A 19,490-nucleotide genomic window follows, 5' to 3' on the forward strand; every position below is an offset into this window, starting at 1 on the left:
ATGTGTATAAGAGACAGGTTCGGGCGTGAGCGTCAGCCGGTCCACGATCGACTCGCTCGTCCCGGCCTCGCGGGCGCGCGCCACGTCCTCGGCGTTGGCGGCCACGATCTCACCGGTACGCACCTCCAGCGCGTCCGCGACCGCCAGCAGCGCGTCGTCCTTCGCCGCGCGCGGAAGTGGCGCGATCTCGGCGGCGGCGCCGCGGGCCCGGTAGGCCGCCTGGGCGACCGGGGACATGTTGTCGTACGGCGAGAGCGTGGTCATGCCCGCAGGGTAGTGCGCCCGCCGCCGGCAGCCGCCCCGCGTTTCGTGATACGAGACGGGCGTACCGGCGTACGGACACACACCCCGCACACCTGCCCGAACAGGCCCGCATTCCGCATGCCCGGCCGCGCAGCCGCCCCTCTCGCGCACCTGCCCGAACGGGCACCGGTCCCGCCCGAACGGGCGGCTAGGCGACCGCACACCCGTCACCGCCTCCTCGGGGCCCGCCCGCCCCGCACCTGCCCGGGTCGCCCGCGGCGCTCGGCGGGGAGCGAAAGCGGAAAGCGGACAGCGGAGAGCAGCGGAGAGCGGAAACAGGGAGCAGCCCAGGTCAGTACGGGTGCACCCCGACCGGCGCGGCCGGCGGCGGGCCGTATCCCTCGGCGACCCTCTGGTGGTACGTCTCCCGGTCGATGACCTCCAGTCCGACGATCTCCCACGGCGGGAGCCCCGCACTGGACCGGTGCTCGCCCCACAGCCGCAGCGCGACCGCCGCCGCGTCGTGGAGGTCGCGCGCCTCCTCCCAGTAACGGATCTCCGCGTGGTCGTTGGCGTACCGGCTGGTCAGCAGGAACGGGTGGTCGTGCGCGAGCTGTTCGAGCCCCCTTCTGACCTCCTTGAGCGGGATCTCCCCGCCGGAGACGCTGAGGGTGATGTGCCACAGCTTGGAACGGGTCCGTTGCTCCTTGGTCACCACCGGTTCCTGCTCAAGGGTCTGGTCGGCGGACATGCCGACGAAGTCGGCCCCCGCTCCGACACTGGTCAGGGCGCGACTGCCCGTTCCGCGGGGCGGTGACCCCGGGCGCGCTCGTCTCACCGGCGGCCTCCTGTGAATGTGTACCTGTACTGACCCCATGTACCCCCGTGACAAAGTTGACCAGTCCGGGGCCCGGCTTGGGGCGGTTTTCGTGAAGGTCTCCGCTCGAAGCCTGGACTTTCAGCCGTTTCAGGGGGCCGTGCGGGACGTGAGGACGACAAGGTCGTCCCTGTGTACGACCTCGCGCTCGTAGGCGGGGCCGAGTTCGCGCGCCAGGTCGCGGGTGGAGCGGCCCAGCAGCTGAGGGATCTCCTTGGCGTCGAAGTTGACGAGCCCACGGGCGACCGCGCGGCCGGAGAGGTCCCGCAGCTCCACCGGATCGCCCGCGGAGAACTCGCCCTCGACGCCGCAGATCCCGGCCGGCAGCAGCGAGGTGCGCCGCTCGACGACCGCCTGCACGGCCCCGTCGTCCAGGACGAGCGCCCCCTGCGGCGTCGAGGCGTGGGCCAGCCACAGCAGCCGGTCGGCCGAGCGCCGCCCGGTGGGATGGAAGTACGTACCGGTGTCGCGGCCGGCGAGCGCGGCGGCGGCCCGGCTGGCCGACGTCAGGACGACGGGCACCCCGGCGGCGGTGGCGATGCGGGCCGCCTCCACCTTGGTGACCATGCCGCCGGTTCCGACACCGGCCTTCCCGGCGCTGCCGATCGTCACGCCGTGGAGGTCCTGCGGACCGCTGACCTCGGCGATGCGGGAGGTTCCGGGCGTGCTCGGGTCACCGTCGTAGAGGCCGTCGACGTCGGAGAGCAGGACGAGGAGGTCGGCGTGGACGAGGTGGGCGACGAGCGCGGCGAGCCGGTCGTTGTCACCGAACCGGATCTCGTCGGTGGCCACGGTGTCGTTCTCGTTGACGACGGGGAGCGCCCCCATCTCCAGGAGCTGGTCGAGCGTGCTGTAGGCGTTGCGGTAATGGGCCCGCCGACTGGTGTCGTCGGAGGTGAGCAGCACCTGGCCGACGCGTACGCCGTAGCGGGCGAAGGAGGCCGTGTACCGGGCGACCAGCAGACCCTGCCCGACGCTGGCGGCCGCCTGCTGACGGGCCAGGTCCTTGGGCCGGCGGACGAGGCCGAGCGGGGCGAGTCCGGCGGCGATGGCGCCGCTGGAGACGAGGACGATCTCGCGCTCCCCGCCGCCCCTGACCTTGGCGAGCACGTCGACGAGGGCGTCCACCCGGTCGGCGTCGAGGCCGCCCGCCGCGGTGGTGAGCGAGGAGGACCCGACCTTGACGACGATCCTGCGGGCACCGGTCACTCCCGGCCTCCCGGCCCCGCCGGCGGAGCTGCGCGGTACGCCTTCGGATTCGCTTGCCCCTGACACGTACGCCCGTCCCCATCATGTCGTCCTGCTCGGCGCCCACAATCTACGCGAGGCGGTCCGTGCCGTGCAGCACCGTCTCAAAGCACACCGCGGGTACACGCCCCGGCTCCGAGGCGCGGGCGCACAGCACAGTACGGCCGGTCGAGATGGAGCCTTTGCGTAATCTCTACCTGCCGTTGGTCGGGCTACGCTCTACGGGTGACCGATGAATCGACCCGCAAGACGCGTGTCCTGCTCAGATCAGGCAAAAGCCCCTTCGATGTGGCGTCCCTCGAACAGTCCCTCCACAGAGATGTCTTCGGGACGAATACAGGAAACCTGATCTTCAGCGACGCGGCTCACAAGCTGCTCACGACCCCGCGGGCCGAGGTCTCCTCCAACGGAATCCGTACGATCCCGTCGGAGGCCGCCCGCATCAACGAGGAGTACGACGTCTTCGTCGTCCCCCTGGCCAACGCCTTCCGGCCGTCGTTCGAGCGGCCGCTGGCGCGGATGACCGCGCTGATCAAGAAGCTGCGCATCCCGGTCGTCGTCCTCGGAGTCGGCGCGCAGGCCGACCTGAAGTACGACGCGGCCCGGCTGAAGCCGATGGAACCCACCGTCAGGGAATTCGTCACCGAGGTACTCAACCGCAGCGCGTCCATCGGCGTCCGGGGCGAATTCACCGAGCAGTACCTCAAGGACATGGGCTTCCGCGACGTCGAGGTCATCGGCTGCCCCTCCATGTTCATGCACGGCGAAACGTTCACGCTCGAGAAGCGGTTCGAGTCGCTCACCCCCGAGTCCCACGTCTCGGTGAACGGTTCGCACAGCGCCGTCCGCTCGCACGGTCTCGACGCGATAATCCGGCAGGCCCACCAGCGCTACCCGAACCTCCGGTTCGTCGGGCAGAACCTCCTGGAGGGCGAGCTCCTGCACTGGCGCGAGACCTCGCACTCCTCCGGCTCGCAGACCTCGATGCCGACACACCCGTCCCACCCGATGTACCGCGAGGGCAAGGTCCGGCTCTACATCGACCCGGCCACCTGGATCCGCGAACTCCGCGAGTTCGACTTCTCGTTCGGCTCCCGCATCCACGGCAACATCGCGGCGCTCCTGGCGGGCGTTCCGAGCACCGTGCTCTGCAGCGACTCGCGCACCCTGGAGCTGTGCCGGTACTTCGGCATCCCGCACCGCAAGATCTCCGAGACGCCCAAGGACATCGACCCCGCCGAGCTCTACGAGGCGGCCGACTTCAGCGATCTGGTCAACGGCCACAAGGAACGCTTCCTGCGCTTCACCGGCTTCATGGAGCGCAACGGTCTGGAGAACACCTTCACCCACGGCGACGGGGGCGCGGCGTTCGAAGCGGCCATGGCGAAGCTCTCGCTTCCGCCCGCCGTCCGGCCGTGGACGGACAGCGACCCGGATTCCCTGCGCAGCCGCTTCAGCTGGATGCGGAGCAGGATGGAGGAACTGGCCGAGGAGAACAACCGGTTGCGCCAGTCCCTGCTCACCGCAAGGCCCGGCGACAGGCCGCAGGCAGGCGCGGGTTCCACCGCCTACCAGCGGGCCCGGCGTGTGGTGGGCCGGCCGGTCAGGAGACTGCTCCGTCCCGAGCAGTGAGGGGGTGCCCGGCTCCGTGTGTCCCATGGGCCCGGGCCTATCCTGCCCGGCGCGGGGCGCGCAGAGCCGACCGGGCCTTCCTACGGGCCTTGCGTACCAGGCGTCGCGCGATCGAGGTGGCCGTCTGCACCTTCGGCACCTCGATCCGCTTACCGCCGACCCGCTCGGCCACAGTCAGCTCGTACGCGGAATCGGGCAGCCCCGCCCGCTCGCCGAAATGCGGGTAGGCGAGGTACGCCTTGCCGCCGAGTCCCTTGCGGACCACCGCGGGCTCATGTTTGTCCGCCATGAACCGCAGGACGTCCAGGAGCAGATCGAGCCGTCCCCGGGCCACGCAGACCAGCCGCAGTCGCTCATGCACCTTGAGGCGGCGGCCCAGCCCCGGTGACCAGTAGGCCGCCAGCAGCGGAGCGGCCAGCTCCATCTTGTCCTGCCGCACGGCCTCGGACTGCCGCAGCAGGGAGGCACCGAACTGCGGGAGGAGGGTGATGACGAAGGGCCGCACCATCAGCTCGTCCCGCTGGGGCCCCGGCGGGAGATGGGTCGCGATGAGTTCCGTCAGCGCCCGCGCGGAGTCGAAGCGCAGCCGGTAACTCCCGCTCTTCGTCACGTGCTTGCCGTCGTCCCGGCCCACCAGGTAGTAGCAGGTGTAGTCGGCGACGACGGAGACCCCGCCGCCGCGCAGATAGGCCTCCATGGTGAAGAGCGCGTCCTCACCGGTCTTCAGCCTTTCGTCGAAGGTCAGCCCGAGCCGTACGAGCATCTCCCGCCGGAAGAGCTTCTGGGCGCTCAGGGTGAATTTGATGCGCGAGGAGAAGAGGTCGGCCCGCTCGGCGTTCTCCTTCCACATCGACTTCGGCGCTCCGCGGTTGACGCCGACGACCTTGCCGAGCACCACGTCCGTGCCGGCCCGGTCCCCCATCGCGACCATCCGTTCGAGCGCCTCCTCGCCGAAGTAGTCGTCCGCGTCGAGGAAGAAGACGTAGCGTCCGCGCGCCAGCCCGAGTCCGACGTTGCGCGGCCCGCTGGGGCCGCCGGAGTTCTCCTGGTGGACGACCCGGGTCTCGATGGCGGTGCGCGCCGCGAACTCGTCCAGGTACTCCCCCGTACCGTCCGTGGACCCGTCGTCGACGGCGATGATCTCCATGCGCCCGGCCGGCAGGGTCTGCGCCTCGACGGACTCCAGGCAGCGGATCAGGTACGGCATCGCCTCGTAGGCCCCGATGACGACGCTGACGTCTGGTGCGCTGTTACTCATCTCTCCCCGGTCTGCGCGTTCGCTTTCAGGAAAGGACGACGGAACGCCGCTTCATGACGCGTTCCCCGCACAGTCACACGAAAACGGCCTGTCCGTTCCCTTCTCGGCATAGGAGACGGGCAGGCCGTTCATCGGGTTGCCTCGGATATGGGCCACCTTCGCATCCGCGTGGCCGGATCTCCCGCCCCCGCGGGTTCTCCCCGAGCCCGGTCAGCGTGCGCGCAGCTGATTCCGGAAGGAGACGCAGTCCTCGTAGCGGGGCAGCAGACCCTGTTCCTCCGCCTCGGCGAGCGTCGGCGCCTGCTCGTCCTTCGGTGAGAGCAGGGGCTCGACGCCTTCGGGCCAGGTGATGGCGAGGCCGGGGTCGAGCGGGTTGATGCCGTGTTCACGCTCGGGCGCGTAGCCCTCGGAGCAGAGGTAGACCACGGTGGCGTCGTCGCTCAGGGCGAAGAAGGCGTGCCCGAGTCCCTCGGAGAGGTACACCGCGTGGTGCGTCACGTCGTCCAGCCGGACGATCTCCCACCGCTTGTACGTCGGGGAGCCGACGCGGATGTCGACGATGACGTCGAGGACCGCGCCCCGGACGCACTTGACGTACTTCGCCTGGCTCGGCGGAACGTCCGCGTAGTGGATGCCGCGCAAGGTGCCGCGCCTGGACACCGAGCAGTTCGCCTGGACCAGGCTGAGGTCCTGGCCGGTCGCGGTCCGGAAGTCCGCCCCGCGGAACCACTCGTGGAAGCTGCCGCGGTCGTCGGGGAACACCTTCGGCTCGTGAATCCAGGCACCTTCGATGGACAGAGGTCGCATATCTTTCACTTCTTTCTCAACTGGCTGGTCCATGCTCCGCACCGCCGGGGCGGTCCGGAGACCGGCCCGTCCCGGCGGAAGGGCCCTCAGCCGAACAGGCCGCGCTTGAGCTGCCCCGCCACACGGGCGGGGAAGGAGCGCTTCTTCCGCGGGGAGGCGGACTTCTTCGCTGCGGGATTCTTCGCGGCGGGCCGGCCGGCGCTCGGGGCAGCGGCCGCACCGGCCGCGATCGTGCCGTCGGCGGCGACCACGAGCGCGGTGGGCAGCGGGGTCCAGCGCGGCTTGCCCCGCCTCGCCGACGGGAAGCCCAGCGCCATGTTCCAGGTGTGCCCCGGCAGCAGACCGCCCGGCAGTTCGGCGGTGAGCACGGCACCCTTGGGGTCCTTGCTGAGGGTGCCGTTCGAGTGGACCGCTTCGGGAGCGCCCTCGGCCTTGAAGCGCAGGGCCACCGTCTCGGTACCCGAGGAGGGGTCCACCGCCAGCGGCAGGGGCAGCTCGACACGGCCGCCGTCGATCAGGACGTCCTCGGGAGCGAGCGCCCGCACGTCCCGGTCGATGCGGCTGGTGGCGAGGTCGACGTCGAGCGAGAGGTTGCCGTGCGGCTCGGTCCAGTAGGGCAGGACCACCCTGCGCGGCGAGCCGCTCAGAGCGCCGAGGCGCTCCGCCTCGACCTGGTCGGCGCGGACCGATCCCAGCCGGGCCTCCTTGGTCCAGCCACAGGAGCTGATCCGGAAGAGGATGTCCCAGATGCCGTCACCGAGCGGTGCGCCGTTGGCAGCGGTCTCCGGGTCGATCGTGGCCTCGGCCCGCAGTTCCTGCCGGAACGTGGGGTCGCCCGCGGCCTCGATCCGCTCCCTGGTGAACTCGACCGGCTGGAAGAACTCGGCAGCCGTGGACCGCTCACGCACGACCAGGTCGACCTTGGACTTCTCGACCGGCGCCTGGGTGCTGACGCCGAGTCGGGCGATCGTCGCCAGCGTCTCCTCGGCGAGCGGCGGGTCGAGCAGATCCTCCCCGCCCGCGGTACGGAAGGTCATCGGCTCGTCGAAGACCTGGTACTCGGCGGTGAAGCCGACCTTCAGCGAGCCACCGTCCCAGCCGAGGCTCTCCAGCCGCCCGGTGGGCTTGATGCCTGACTCCCACCGGGCCAGCTCCTCGACGTCACCGAGGCGGTCGTCCCGGACGAGGGCGGCCACCACCTGCTGGGTCGGCTGCATCCCGGCGGCGACGCCCGGACCGAAGCGTTCGGTGACCACGCCGCGGATCTCGCGGAAGAGCTCCGCACGGTAGTCCTCGGGAAGGCTCAGCAGGCGCTTGCCGCGCAGCCGCTCGACCATCTCGTTGCGCAGCCAGCGACGGTACAGGCCGTCGCGGAGCTTGCCGGGCTCCGTGTACTTCTCGACGATGTCCAGCGCTTCGCGGAGGTTGCCGTAGTAGCCGACCGGGTCGAAGCGCTGGAAGCCGGCGTTCGAGGCGTCGTCACGCTTGATGTGGTAATAGCACAGGTAGTCGCTGAGGACGGAGATGTTGGCCGCCCGCAGATAGGTCTCCACGACGAAGACGTGGTCTTCGAGGCGCCTGCGCCCTTCCCGGAACTTGATGCCCTTGCTCTCCAGGAATTCCCTGCGGAACATCTTGTGCGGCGTCAGGCTGTCGATGAGCGGGGCGTTGGAGACGTCGGCCCGCGGGCGGTTGACCCGGAAGAGTTCGACGGGGACGGGACGGCCCTTGCCCGCCATCTTGCCGATGACGACGTCGGCGCCGTTCTCCACGCCGTAGTCGTACATGCGCTCCAGCGCCTCGTCGCCGAGCCAGTCGTCGTTGTCGACGTACATGACGAACTCGCCCTTGGCCGCGGCCGTACCGACGTTTCGGGGCTTGCCCGACCAGCCCGACGACTCCTGGTGGATGACGTGCATGTGCGGGTGGGCGGCGGCGAGTTCGTCCAGGCGGGCGGGGGTGGCGTCCGTGGAGCCGTCGTCGACGAAGATCGCCTCGTACTCGTCGTCCGGCAGGCTCTGCCGGAGCAGCGCGGAGATGCAGTCCTCGATGTACTCGCCCGGGTTGTACACGGGAATGACGACGCTGACCTTGACGGACATGCAGAACCTCATCTGGTAATCAGGAAAAATCGGCGCTCGATGCCACCCGGGACGCCCGCCCGCCAGGATATAACCGGAGGGAAGGGCCTTTGCCGGGGTGGATGTGCGGTAATCAGGTGCAGACGATGGGTGACCGGGCGGCAGGGTGACGGACACCGGGCGTCCGGGCCCCGGCCTCATTCGAAGGCGACCGGAAAGCCGCGGACTCCGGGAAAGGGGCGCCCAACGGGCGGTTCACGCGTTCAGCGCCGGGTGCCGCCGTCTCCGTAGCGCTCCTTGAGCACCCGTCTCTTGTTCGTTCCTTCCGCGTTCTTGCCCTTCTCGATGATGACGAGATTGTGGTAGAAGTGCATGCCCACGACGTTGAGGTCGGTGTAGGACGGCTCGTAATCCTCGTCCACGAATTCCTCGTAGTTGAGGCCGTCGGTGAGTCTCTTCAGCATCGACATGCTGGTCCGCGGGTCGTCGCGGTCCTCGCTTCCCTGCCATTCCGGCCAGTACGAGGCCTGCGTGTCCTCGACGGCATAGATCCCGCCGTCGCGGAGCAGCGGAAACAGCGTCTCGAACGTCGTGAGGACGTGCGGGCTGCGGTGGCTGCCGTCATCGATGACGACGTCCAGCGTGCCGATCTCCGAGGCGACGCCGACAAGGGACCCCACGTCGGACTGGTCACCGATGAAGGTCCTGATCCGGTCCTCGTCGACAAACGACTTGTCCTGGATGTCCATCCCATAGATCTGCGCATTCGGGAAGAAGTGCTTCCACATACGCAGCGAAGCGCCGCCCTGACCCGCCCTGCTGTAACCGCCCACACCGATCTCCAGCAGATTGATGGGGTCGTTCTTCAGGTGCTGGAGGTGCCGCTGATAGTGCTGCGCATACCGGTGGGCCCCCCATTTGTCCGTCCTGAAGTGCTGGGCGAGCTTGCAGAGGTCGTGCGAGATCGCAGCGATTCCGGTGGGTGCGGCAGGCCGTGGTACGGGAGCGGGCCCTCCTGCCAACTTCCGCCGGTATCGGCGCAGCCGCTTCCATCCCTCCTCGCCGACGATTGTCCTGACCATCTTTTTCGCAGCCGACTGTGTCGCCATCGTACGGATCCCCTTCCCTGTGGAACACCGCGCAGACATCACAGATGACTGTGACGCCTGGAAGCCCAGGCGGCCTGCGATTCGTGAACCCGGAAGTGCGGATCCGTTTCGCCCGGCCTCGGTCGATACAGGAACAGCCTGAGCGCAAAAGGCCTTCAGCCCTGCATCGACCGGCGTGACGGGCAGTGAACTTACTGCGTCCGGGCGACAGTCGGCAATCATCAGGGAATCACGGAGCTCCGAGAATCTCGGGAAAAGCCTCGGCAAGCGCCTCCCGCCAATTCCGGATGGGCTCGATGCCTGCCTTCGCCCAGCGGTCGTGCCCCAGCACGCTGTACGCGGGACGCGGAGCCGGCCGGGCGAAGGCCGCGCTGGTGGTCGGGCGGACACGCTCCGGATCCGCGCCCAGCTGCTCGAAGATGGCCCGGGTGAATCCGAACCAGGTCGTCTCGCCACCACTCGTGCCGTGGTAGACACCCGCCGGTGCCGTGCCGGCCAGGGCCCCCTGTCCCAGCCGCACCAGGCGGTCGGCCAGGTCGCCGGTCCAGGTGGGCTGGCCGAGCTGGTCGTCCACGACGTCCAGCGTGTCCTTGACGCCCTCGAGCTTGATCATCGTTCGGACGAAGTTGCCGCCGCCCGCTCCGTACAGCCAGGCGGTACGGACGACGTACCCGGTGTCGGGCAGCAGGGAGAGGACGGCCCGCTCCCCCGCCAGCTTGGTCCGCCCGTAGGCGCTCCGGGGAGCGGTGGGCGCCTCCTCCGCGTAAGGCTCTTCCGCCTCCCCGTCGAACACGTAGTCGGTGGAGACCTGGAGCAGCACGATGCCGTGCTCGGCGCACACCTCGGCGAGGACGCGCGGGCCGTCCCCGTTGACGCGCAGCGCCTCGTCCTCCCGGGACTCGGCGTCGTCCACCGCCGTCCAGGCGGCGCAGTTGACGATCACAGAGGGGCGGTGCTCCTCGACGGCCCGCCGCACGGCGTCCGCGTCGGTGATGTCGAGGGCCTTACGCTCCAGGCCCGTGCCGGACTCGCCGGCCCGGGCCAGCCGGGCCAGGACGTCCTGGCCGAGCATCCCGCCCGCTCCTGTGACCAACCAGCTGCTGCTCATACCGCTTCCCGCTTTCCGTTGTACCTGTTGCCGTCGGCCAGGGACCGGCTCGCGCACCACTCACCGGCCAGGCCGTCCGTGCCGTGGACTGAGGTCTCAGAGCGCCGCGCGGTCCTTCAGCGGCTCCCACCAGGCGCGGTTGTCGCGGTACCACTGCACCGTCTCGGCGAGGCCTTGCTCGAAGCTCTTGCGGGGCACGTAACCGAGCTCCTCCCGGATCTTGGTGCAGTCGACGGAGTAACGGCGGTCGTGGCCCTTGCGGTCCTCCACGTACGTGACGCTGGTCTCCCAGTCGGCGCCGCACGCCTCCAGCAGGAGGCCTGTCAGCTCCTTGTTGGAGAGCTCGGTACCACCGCCGATGTTGTAGACCTCGCCGGCCCGCCCCTTGGTGCGGACCAGCTCGATGCCCTGCACGTGGTCGTCGATGTGCAGCCAGTCGCGGACGTTCGCGCCGTCGCCGTACAGCGGCACGGTTTTGCCGTCCAGCAGGTTCGTGACGAAGAGCGGGATGACCTTCTCGGGGAAGTGATGGTGCCCGTAGTTGTTGGAGCACCGGGTCACCCGCACGTCGAGACCGTGCGTGCGGTGGTACGAGAGTGCGATCAGGTCGCTGGACGCCTTGGCGGAGGAGTACGGCGAGTTGGGCTCGAGCGGGTGCGTCTCGGGCCAGGAGCCCTCGTCGATCGACCCGTAGACCTCGTCCGTCGAGATGTGCACGAACGTCTTGACGCCGGCCAGGTGCGCGGCGTGGATCAGGGTGTGCGTGCCCACCACGTTCGTGCGGACGAACTCGGCCCCACCGTCGATGGAGCGGTCCACGTGGGACTCGGCGGCGAAGTGCACCACCTGGTCGTGCTCGGCCATCAGCTTGCCGACCAGTTCCGGGTCGCAGATGTCGCCCTGCACGAAGGCGAAGCCCGGGTGGTCGCGGACCTCGTCGAGGTTGGCCGGGTTGCCCGCGTAGGTGAGCTTGTCGAGTACCGTGACGGCGACGTCGCCCGGTCCCTCGGGGCTCAGCAGCGTACGGACGTAGTGGGAACCGATGAATCCGGCCCCGCCGGTCACCAGGATGTTGGTCGTCATGAAGAGATCTGCACCTTGCTGTGGTCGCCGAGCACGAGTCGGTGGGCGGACGGGTTCCGGGGCGCGGGGGTCACTTCGACGTCCCGGCCGATGAGCGACGCCTCGACACGGCGCACACCGGAGATGGAGGCACCGCGCAGGACGATGGAGTACTCGATCTCGCTGTCCTCGATCCGGCAGCCTTCCGAGACCGAGGTGAACGGGCCGATGTAGGCGTCGGTGACGACGGAACCGGCTCCGATCACCACGGGACCGACGATACGGCTGCTGGTCACCTGCGCTCCGGCCTCGATCCGCACCCGCCCGATGATCTCGCTGCTGTCGTCCACCGTTCCCTCGGTCGACGGCTGCAGGGTCTCCAGGACGGACCGGTTGACCTCCAGCATGTCCGTGACGTTGCCGGTGTCCTTCCAGTATCCGGAGATGATGGTGGAGCGGACGTCCCGGCCGTTGTCGATCAGCCACTGGATGGCGTGGGTGATCTCCAGCTCGCCGCGCCATGACGGTTCGATCGAACGTACGGCCTCGTGCACGGCCGGGGTGAAGAGGTAGACGCCGACGAGCGCCAGATCGCTCTTGGGCTCCTTGGGCTTCTCCTCCAGGGCCGCCACACGGCCCTCGGCGTCGAGTTCGGCGACACCGAAGGCGGTCGGGTTGGGCACCTTCGTCAGCAGGATCTGGGCCTCGGGCCGTTCGGCCCGGAATTCCTCGACCAGCCCCGTGATGCCGCCGACGATGAAGTTGTCACCGAGGTACATGACGAAATCGTCGTCACCCAGGAAGTCGCGTGCGATGAGCACGGCGTGGGCCAGCCCCCGCGGCTCGTCCTGCGGGATGTAGGTGACGTCGATGCCGAGGGCGGAGCCGTCACCGACCGCCTCACGGATCTCCTGCGCGGTGTCACCCACGATGATGCCGACGTCGGTGATGCCCGCCTCGGCGATTGCTTCCAGTCCGTAGAAGAGGACCGGCTTGTTCGCCACCGGGACCAGCTGTTTCGCCGACGTGTGCGTGATGGGGCGCAGGCGGGTGCCTGCGCCGCCGGAGAGTACGAGAGCCTTCACGTTGTCCTGTCCCGAGGGTGAGTGGTGTCGGTCCGCTCACGGACCGCGAAACTTTGTGCGAGTTTATCCCCGAATACACCTCGGGTCTTGTGCGCGTTGCCGGAGCCACGGGCCCGGGACTGCCATGACTTGTTCCCCGGCGGCCGGGGGGCCCTCGGTCGGTGGTCGACCGCGCCCTCCCGCGTCGCGGACCTCTCGCGCCCGCCAGCACCACCCGCGGAGGAGGGCCGGGGCTCCGGCGCCGGTCTCGCCGCCTTCTCAGGCTTCCGGACCCGGCGGTCACCGTGCCGAGCGGGCACGCGCCCGGCCTGGAGGAACGTCAGCACGTCGGCCGGCGGGCCGAGTCGGCCGTGCGCCACACAGACCGGTCGCAGCCGCTCCCCCACCGCGGTCCTGCGGGCCACCTGAGACAGAGCATGGCCTCACGGGCGCCGGCCACGACACCGACGTCGGGAATTCGCGCGTCATTCACATAAACAGAAGACAGCCATATGCGATCAGCGGTTGTGCCGCATCACCCATTCGGTGTGTGACTCCCAACACAAACGGCCCAGTACCGCCCTCGGTCGGGCTCCTGGGCCGTTCGCTCGGGCACGCCGCCCGCTCAGCCGCCGACGGTTTCGCCCAGGCTCCGGGCGACACCGGTGTTACGCGCCTCCGCCTTGGCGGCGAGTTCCTCCACCGCCGTGTCGAACTGCTCCAGGGAGGTGGGCTCGTCGGGGCCGAGCAGGTACTGCTTCAGCTCACGCCGGGCCTCCTGAAGCGAGTCGGCTGCGGGGTCGGTGACCGCGGCCAGCAGGGCGTCGAGTTCGGCCGCCGAGTTCGACAGGATCACCGCGGCGCGCACCGCGGTGTTCTGGCGCTGGAACTCCTCCGCACCCATCCCGGCCGAGTCGGTCACCGCGTACGGCTTGCCGCTCGCGATGAAGTCCGACACCACACTGGAGATGTCCGAGACCATGGCGTCCGACTCGTTGAAGCAGTCGTACAGGCGGGGTTCGGGCCCGGTGATGACCTTGTGCTCCCACCAGCCGGTGGAACGCCAGTAGGCGTCGTTCCACTCGTCCCTGAGCTTCTGGGTCTCCGCCTCGGTCTCGGGGGCGACCATGGAGTCCCGGGACTGTTCGGCCTCGTCCCTGTCGTTCTTCTGCGAGCCGCCGGCGAGCTGGGACAGCCGCGCCTCGATACGGGCCATCTCGGCCCGCGCGTCGGCCTGTCCGGCGCGCAGGGCGTCGCGCTCCTTCGCCCACCGGGGGTCGGTGGCGCGTTCGGCCGCGGCCTGCTCGATCATCGCGGTGACCCGGGCGTGCACGGCGCCCGCCCGAGCGCTGCGGGTGCCGGTGAAGGGGTGCGGCTTGTAGAGCAACCGGACCGGCTGTTCAGCGGTCAGCAGCCGCCGGACGATGTTCTCGCCCGCCAGCAGCAGCGAGGTGTTGCCGGGGTTGTCGTCCCAGCCCTCCCAGGTGGGGGCGTACAGCACGGTCGGGATCGGGTTCTTGGGCGCACCGGTCCACGGCTTGATGGAGGCCAGCTGGGGGCGCCCCACCTCGACGATGTCCTCGTCGCGTACCCCGACGTCCGCCAGCGCGTACCGGTCCCGCCCGGCCTTCCCGGCGGTCCACACCTCGTCGTACACCTTGCTGTACGGGTTGACGCTGGCGAGCTTGTCGCTGTCGCCGTGCCCGATGAAGACGTGCTTCATCGTCGGGACCCGCAGCATGTGGATGTTCTTGCCCACGTTCGCCGCGTACAGGGCCACACGGACCGACGACAGGTCCATGTTCATCAGGTGCACCCCACCGGGCACGCAGAGCACCGGCACGGATGTCATGGCCAGCTGGGGGACGATGTTGCGCTCGCGCAGGAAGATCAACGGCCGGCCGTCGAGCCGGCCCATCGTCTCCAGCCACATGTTGACCTGGTACGCCGAGTCCCTGGAACCGGAGAAGTACAGGATGACCGTCGGCCGGTAGGTGCCCAGCCACTCGTCGACCGCCGCGAGGACCTTGGGCTCCGGCGGGACGAGGCGGCTGGGGCGCGCGTAGGGCAGCAGCGCGGCGAGGTAGAGGAGGGCGAGGCCGAGCATGAGGGCCAGTCCGGCGTACGCGAAGCCCTCGGTGCCCGTCTCGATGGCGACCAGCACCCCGATCAGGCCGAACAGGTCCAGGTGCAGCATCTTCTCGGCCGGCCGGTTCATCAGCAGCCGCGGCGGGGCGTCCCCGATGGACACCGCGCCCAGGTCGATGTTCCGGGTGACCACCGGCAGCTTGCGGCGGAGCCGTATGAGGGTGACCACCGCGCTCTGCGGCGCCTGGAGGCCGTAGAAGACGAGCAGGCAGGCCACGGTCACGTAGAAGAGGGTGGCCTCGCCGTAGCCCATGCGCGAGAGCAGCAGGACCAGCAGCAGCTGACGCACCAGGAAGCGGATCGACAGGCCCGCGCGCACGGCGGCCAGCCGGTTCACGAGGTAGCTGCCGCAGTGGTGCAGGTACTGGTCCGCCGCGTACGTCACGAAGGCGGCCGCCGCGAAGAACCACAGGTTGGGGATGACGGCCGCGGCCATGACGCAGGGGAAGCCGAGACCCAGGAGGAGCGCGGCGGCCAGCTCCGAACCGCTGCCGACACGAGCCAAACGAATGGCTTTCGAAATCACGAAGTACCGCTCCCGAGGATGCCGACTGATTACCTTGCGGGGAAAATGTGAAGGGCGACTTCACTTCACGCATTCGGACCCCGGCGTTTCACCGTTGCGGGGAACCGTCGGGGTCCGAATAGTCGATCATTAATTATGACACATCGATCTGACGGTCCAGCACCGAGGCCAGGGCCTGCTCGAAGCCCGAGGCCTCGCTCGCCCCACGGGTCGGGTCCTGCTGGCGCACGTCGATCACGTGGCCGGTCATCTCGGACAGCAGCACGTCGAGGGACGTGCGGGCGACGGCCTCGGAGGAGAGCAGCGAGCCCTCCGGCTCCGCACCGAACGCCTTGGTCCGCATCGGCGTCGCGGTCCGCTCGGGGTTGACGCAGTTCACCCGGACGCCGTCCGCGGCCCATTCGTCCGACAGCGCCTGGGTGAGGTTCACCATGGCGGCCTTGGTGGAGGAGTAGAGGCTGTACTCGGCGCGGCCCCGGGTGTAGCTGCTGGAGGTGTAGAGCAGCAGCTGGCCCTTGGTCTCGGCGAGGTACTTGTACGAGGCGCGGGCGATCTGGACGGGCGCCAGGTAGTTGACGTTCAGCGCCTCCTGGATCGTGGCGGTGTCGGTCTCGGCCAGCTTGCCGATGCGCAGCACGCCCGCGGTGTTGACCACGTAGTCGATGCGCCCCGTCTCCGCGTACGCCTTGGAGAGCGCGTCGTCCACGTGCTCCGGGTTCTCGACGTGCGTGCCCGTGGTGGAGCGGCCCAGTGCGTACACCTTGGCGCCGAACGACTCGGCGAGCGACGCGATGTCGGCGCCGATGCCGTACGACCCGCCGAAGACCACCACCGTCTTTCCGGTGAGCAGTTCCTGGTAGCCCGCCTCGCCCGCCGGCTGCGGAACGGCCGTCGAGGCCAGCTGGAACAGCTTGTCCGCGATGAAGACGTCCACCGGCTGGGTGACCTTCATGTTGTACTCGTCGCCCGCCACGACGTAGATCGGCACGTCGGGCAGGTACTTCAGGACCACCGAACAGTCGTCGGTAGCCTGGAAGTTGGGGTCACCCGAGGCGATCTCGTACGCCCGCCGGATGGTGGAGAGCTTGAACGCCTGGGGGGTCTGACCGCGGCGCAGCCGGGAGCGGTCGGGGACGTCCGTGATGAACGCGCCGTCCTCCCCGTGGGTGCGGGTCACGATGATGGTGTCGGCGGACGGGATGGCGACGTCGACGGCCTGGTAGCGGTCGAGGGCGTCGACACAGTCCTTGATGACCCGCTGGGACAGCAGCGGACGCACGGCGTCGTGGAACAGGACGTTGCGGTCCTCCCCGTCGGCCAGGCCCTCGCCGAGGGCCGCGATGGCGCGCTCGGTCGTCTCGTTGCGGGTCGAGCCGCCCTCGATCACCTTGACGACCTTGGTCAGGCCGGCCTTGGCGACGATCTTCTCGACGTCGGAGACATAACCCGGGGCCATCAGGACGATGACGTCGTCGATCGATTCCGCCTGCTGGAAGATGCTCAGGGTGTGCTCGATGACCGCTTTGCCCGCGATCTTCAGCAGCTGCTTCGGTATCGACAGACCCACGCGCTGACCGGTACCGCCGGCGAGTACGACTGCCGTGGTTCGGACTTGGGCTATGTACTGCTCAGACACAGGACGACCTACCTTGCGAGGGCTGGGGAACATCCCGATGGTTACACTCTCCGTTACCATCTCGCAAGGTGGACGTCGAGTCCTGCTCACCCGGCGAAGACCCGCCGTTCCCCGGTCACACAGGGGAAACACCCGCACCTCCGGCGCACGGCCGGGTGACCGACACCACACGCCTGAGCGGAATGAAGCACCTATGAGCGGGCAGGGCCGCCCGGGGATTTCACCCGGGCGGCCCATCGACCCGATCCGGCGTGCTCAGTCGCGGAAGGGCTCGAACCCCTCGTACTCGGACTGCGCGTCGTCCCGCTCCGACTCGCGCTCGCGGCGCCGCTGCGCGGCGGGGCGCGGCTCCTCCAGGCGGTGGTCCTCGCCACGTCGGCCCAGCATCTCGGCGCCGGCCGTCACGGTCGGCTCCCAGTCGAAGACGACCGCGTTGTCCTCGGGCCCGATGGCCACGCCGTCGCCGGCCCGGGCACCCGCCTTGCGCAGCTCGTCCTCGACACCGAGGCGGTTGAGCCGGTCGGCGAGGTAGCCCACGGCCTCGTCGTTGTTGAAGTCGGTCTGCCGGATCCAGCGCTCGGGCTTCTCGCCGCGCACGCGGTAGAGGCCGTCCTCCTCCACGGTCACGGTGAACCCGGCGTCGTCGACGGCCTTCGGCCGGATGACGACCCGGGTCGACTCCTCCACCGGCTTCGCGGCGCGCGCCTCGGCGATGATCCCGGCGAGCGCGTACGAGAGCTCGTTGAGCCCCTTGTGCGCGATGGCCGACACCTCGAAGACGCGGTAGCCGCGCGCCTCCAGGTCCGGGCGGATCATGTCGGCGAGGTCCTGGCCGTCGGGGATGTCGACCTTGTTCAGGGCGACGACGCGCGGCCGGTTCTCCAGCCCGCCGTACTGCCGCAGCTCCTCCTCGATCATGTCGAGGTCGGAGACGGGGTCGCGGTCCGACTCCAGCGTCGCGGTGTCCAGGACGTGCACGAGGACGGAGCAGCGCTCCACGTGCCGCAGGAACTCCAGGCCGAGGCCCTTGCCCTGGCTGGCGCCCGGGATGAGCCCGGGGACGTCCGCGATGGTGTAGACGGTCGACCCGGCGGTCACCACGCCCAGGTTGGGCACGAGCGTCGTGAAGGGGTAGTCGGCGATCTTCGGCTTGGCCGCGGAGAGCACCGAGATCAGCGAGGACTTCCCGGCGCTGGGGTAGCCGACGAGGGCGACGTCAGCGACGGTCTTGAGTTCCAGGACGATGTCGCGGCTCTCACCCGGCTCCCCGAGCAGCGCGAAGCCGGGCGCCTTGCGGCGGGCGGAGGCCAGCGCGGCGTTGCCGAGGCCGCCGCGGCCGCCCTGGCCCGCGACGAAGGAGGTGCCCTGGCCGACCAGGTCCGCGAGGACGTTTCCGGCCTTGTCGAGGACGACGGTGCCGTCCGGGACGGGCAGGACGAGGTCCTGGCCGTCCTTGCCGGAGCGGTTGCCGCCCGCGCCGGGCTGGCCGTTGGTGGCCTTGCGGTGGGGGCTGTGGTGGTAGTCGAGCAGCGTGGTCACGGCCTGCTCGACGACGAGGATCACATCGCCGCCACGCCCGCCGTTGCCCCCGTCGGGCCCGCCCAGCGGCTTGAACTTCTCACGGTGGACGGAGGCGCAGCCGTGGCCCCCGTTACCCGCGGCGGCATGCAGCTCGACGCGGTCCACGAAGGTGGTCATGGTTGGTGCCTCCAGGTACTGCGGATAAATACGGGAATGTCTCTTGACGTAACGCGCCGAGGGCGGACCCGCTTCCCCGATTACCGGGAAAGCTGGGATCCGCCCTCGGAAGGTGCTGTGTCGTTCGGCCGGTGCCTGGATCAGGCAGCGACGGGAACGATGTTCACGACCTTGCGGCCACGGTGCGTACCGAACTCCACCGCACCGGCGGTCAGCGCGAACAGCGTGTCGTCGCCGCCACGGCCGACGCCCGTGCCCGGGTGGAAGTGGGTGCCGCGCTGGCGGACCAGGATCTCACCGGCGTTGACGGCCTGGCCGCCGAAGCGCTTGACGCCGAGCCGCTGAGCGTTGGAATCGCGCCCGTTCCGAGTGGACGATGCGCCCTTCTTGTGTGCCATGTGTTCTCAGTCCCTTACTTCGCAGCCGCGGGGATGCCGGTGACCTTGATCGCCGTGTACTGCTGGCGGTGACCCTGGCGGCGGCGGTAACCGGTCTTGTTCTTGTAGCGAAGGATGTCGATCTTCGCGCCCTTGTGGTGGTCCACGACCTCGGCCGTGACCTTGATGCCGTCCAGGACCCACGGGTCGCTGGTCACGGCGTCGCCGTCGACAACGAGCAGGGTCGAGAGCTCGACCGTGTCGCCAACCTTGGCGGTGGAAATCTTGTCAACCTCAACGATGTCGCCGACAGCAACCTTGTGCTGGCGACCACCGCTGCGCACGATGGCGTACACGCGGATCTCTCTCTCACTCGGAACGGATCCCCTGATGCCAGCCGCCCGCGCGGGCCGGGGCCCACGACAGTCCGGAAGGATGAGCGGCCTCCCCCGGGGACGGATCACCGGGAGGGATGTGCTCAGGGGTAGGCGCACACAGACACGCCGAGGGGAAAGGTTACGGGGGCGGGGTGCGGGGGGTCAAACCGGGGTACCGCTCCCCCGCGTCGAAGGCGGGCAGCCGGGGCTCCGGACGAGGCGGGAAGCCGGCCTGAGGC

15 protein-coding genes and 1 pseudogene are annotated in these 19,490 nt (G+C 69.3%); 1 reads left to right on the plus strand and 15 read right to left on the minus strand.

Annotated elements, in window-relative coordinates; genetic code table 11:
• From IH13_RS0109395 to proB, 3 genes and pseudogenes are all read right to left on the minus strand, one after another.
• Positions 1–264: pseudogene (locus IH13_RS0109395) on the minus strand (gamma-glutamyl-phosphate reductase); the annotation flags it as partial.
• Positions 265–595: 331 nt separating this feature from the next.
• Positions 596–1,081, minus strand: a complete 486-nt coding sequence (locus tag IH13_RS0109400; protein WP_031082798.1) for a hypothetical protein — start codon at positions 1,079–1,081, stop codon at positions 596–598.
• 129 nt (positions 1,082–1,210) lie between these two features.
• The gene (gene proB, locus IH13_RS0109405) at positions 1,211–2,329 is read right to left on the minus strand and encodes a glutamate 5-kinase (protein WP_031082800.1); all 1,119 of its coding nucleotides are present in this window, start codon (positions 2,327–2,329) and stop codon (positions 1,211–1,213) included.
• 264 nt (positions 2,330–2,593) lie between these two features.
• On the opposite strand from proB, the gene IH13_RS0109410 reads away from it, so the two are divergent.
• Positions 2,594–4,000 carry a polysaccharide pyruvyl transferase family protein gene (locus tag IH13_RS0109410; protein WP_031082802.1) on the plus strand — a complete coding sequence of 469 codons (1,407 nt, stop codon included), beginning with the start codon at positions 2,594–2,596 and terminating at the stop codon, positions 3,998–4,000.
• 37 nt (positions 4,001–4,037) lie between these two features.
• On the opposite strand, the gene IH13_RS0109415 is transcribed toward IH13_RS0109410, so the two are convergent.
• The 12 genes from IH13_RS0109415 to rplU all read right to left on the minus strand — a co-directional run bounded on the left by IH13_RS0109415 (position 4,038) and on the right by rplU (position 19,230).
• The gene (locus IH13_RS0109415) at positions 4,038–5,258 is read right to left on the minus strand and encodes a glycosyltransferase family 2 protein (RefSeq protein ID WP_031082804.1); all 1,221 of its coding nucleotides are present in this window, start codon (positions 5,256–5,258) and stop codon (positions 4,038–4,040) included.
• Between the two features lie 210 nt (positions 5,259–5,468).
• Entirely contained in the window at positions 5,469–6,065 is a 597-nt protein-coding gene (gene rfbC / locus IH13_RS0109420; RefSeq protein ID WP_031082805.1) for a dTDP-4-dehydrorhamnose 3,5-epimerase, read from the minus strand.
• Positions 6,066–6,151: 86 nt separating this feature from the next.
• Complete coding sequence (locus IH13_RS0109425; RefSeq protein ID WP_031082806.1) at positions 6,152–8,167, minus strand: glycosyltransferase family 2 protein; 2,016 nt, start codon at positions 8,165–8,167, stop codon at positions 6,152–6,154.
• Between the two features lie 242 nt (positions 8,168–8,409).
• Entirely contained in the window at positions 8,410–9,228 is an 819-nt protein-coding gene (locus IH13_RS0109430) for a class I SAM-dependent methyltransferase (RefSeq protein ID WP_199814622.1), read from the minus strand.
• Between the two features lie 256 nt (positions 9,229–9,484).
• The gene (gene rfbD, locus IH13_RS0109435; RefSeq protein WP_031082808.1) at positions 9,485–10,363 is read right to left on the minus strand and encodes a dTDP-4-dehydrorhamnose reductase; all 879 of its coding nucleotides are present in this window, start codon (positions 10,361–10,363) and stop codon (positions 9,485–9,487) included.
• A gap of 96 nt (positions 10,364–10,459) precedes the next feature.
• Positions 10,460–11,446, minus strand: coding sequence for a dTDP-glucose 4,6-dehydratase (gene rfbB / locus IH13_RS0109440; protein ID WP_031082809.1), 987 nt, complete (start codon positions 11,444–11,446; stop codon positions 10,460–10,462).
• Entirely contained in the window at positions 11,443–12,510 is a 1,068-nt protein-coding gene (locus IH13_RS0109445; RefSeq protein WP_031082810.1) for a glucose-1-phosphate thymidylyltransferase, read from the minus strand. The genes rfbB and IH13_RS0109445 overlap by 4 nt, the downstream gene beginning before the upstream one ends.
• Positions 12,511–13,114: 604 nt before the next feature.
• Positions 13,115–15,163 (minus strand): hypothetical protein, encoded by a 2,049-nt coding sequence (locus IH13_RS0109450; RefSeq protein WP_031082811.1) that lies wholly within the window; start codon positions 15,161–15,163, stop codon positions 13,115–13,117.
• 133 nt (positions 15,164–15,296) lie between these two features.
• Positions 15,297–16,799, minus strand: coding sequence for a bifunctional cytidylyltransferase/SDR family oxidoreductase (locus tag IH13_RS0109455; RefSeq protein ID WP_031082812.1), 1,503 nt, complete (start codon positions 16,797–16,799; stop codon positions 15,297–15,299).
• A 255-nt stretch (positions 16,800–17,054) separates the two neighbouring features.
• Positions 17,055–18,497, minus strand: a complete 1,443-nt coding sequence (gene obgE / locus IH13_RS0109460; RefSeq protein WP_031082814.1) for a GTPase ObgE — start codon at positions 18,495–18,497, stop codon at positions 17,055–17,057.
• 140 nt (positions 18,498–18,637) lie between these two features.
• The gene (gene rpmA / locus IH13_RS0109465; RefSeq protein ID WP_014045902.1) at positions 18,638–18,895 is read right to left on the minus strand and encodes a 50S ribosomal protein L27; all 258 of its coding nucleotides are present in this window, start codon (positions 18,893–18,895) and stop codon (positions 18,638–18,640) included.
• A gap of 14 nt (positions 18,896–18,909) precedes the next feature.
• Positions 18,910–19,230 (minus strand): 50S ribosomal protein L21, encoded by a 321-nt coding sequence (gene rplU, locus IH13_RS0109470; protein WP_018487143.1) that lies wholly within the window; start codon positions 19,228–19,230, stop codon positions 18,910–18,912.
• Between the last annotated feature and the right edge of the window lie 260 nt (positions 19,231–19,490).

Source organism: Streptomyces sp. NRRL WC-3549 (genome assembly GCF_000721935.1).
GTDB lineage: Bacteria > Actinomycetota > Actinomycetes > Streptomycetales > Streptomycetaceae > Streptomyces.

Excerpts from the sequence above, each read along its gene's own strand:
- rfbB (WP_031082809.1), bottom strand. The coding sequence starts at position 11,446 with ATGACGACCAACATCCTGGTGACCGGCGGGGCCGGATTCATCGGTTCC.
- IH13_RS0109430 (WP_199814622.1), bottom strand. The coding sequence starts at position 9,228 with ATGGTCAGGACAATCGTCGGCGAGGAGGGATGGAAGCGGCTGCGCCGA.
- IH13_RS0109415 (WP_031082804.1), bottom strand. The coding sequence starts at position 5,258 with ATGAGTAACAGCGCACCAGACGTCAGCGTCGTCATCGGGGCCTACGAG.
- obgE (WP_031082814.1), bottom strand. The coding sequence starts at position 18,497 with ATGACCACCTTCGTGGACCGCGTCGAGCTGCATGCCGCCGCGGGTAAC.
- IH13_RS0109425 (WP_031082806.1), bottom strand. The coding sequence starts at position 8,167 with ATGTCCGTCAAGGTCAGCGTCGTCATTCCCGTGTACAACCCGGGCGAG.
- rfbC (WP_031082805.1), bottom strand. The coding sequence starts at position 6,065 with ATGCGACCTCTGTCCATCGAAGGTGCCTGGATTCACGAGCCGAAGGTG.
- rfbD (WP_031082808.1), bottom strand. The coding sequence starts at position 10,363 with ATGAGCAGCAGCTGGTTGGTCACAGGAGCGGGCGGGATGCTCGGCCAG.
- rpmA (WP_014045902.1), bottom strand. The coding sequence starts at position 18,895 with ATGGCACACAAGAAGGGCGCATCGTCCACTCGGAACGGGCGCGATTCC.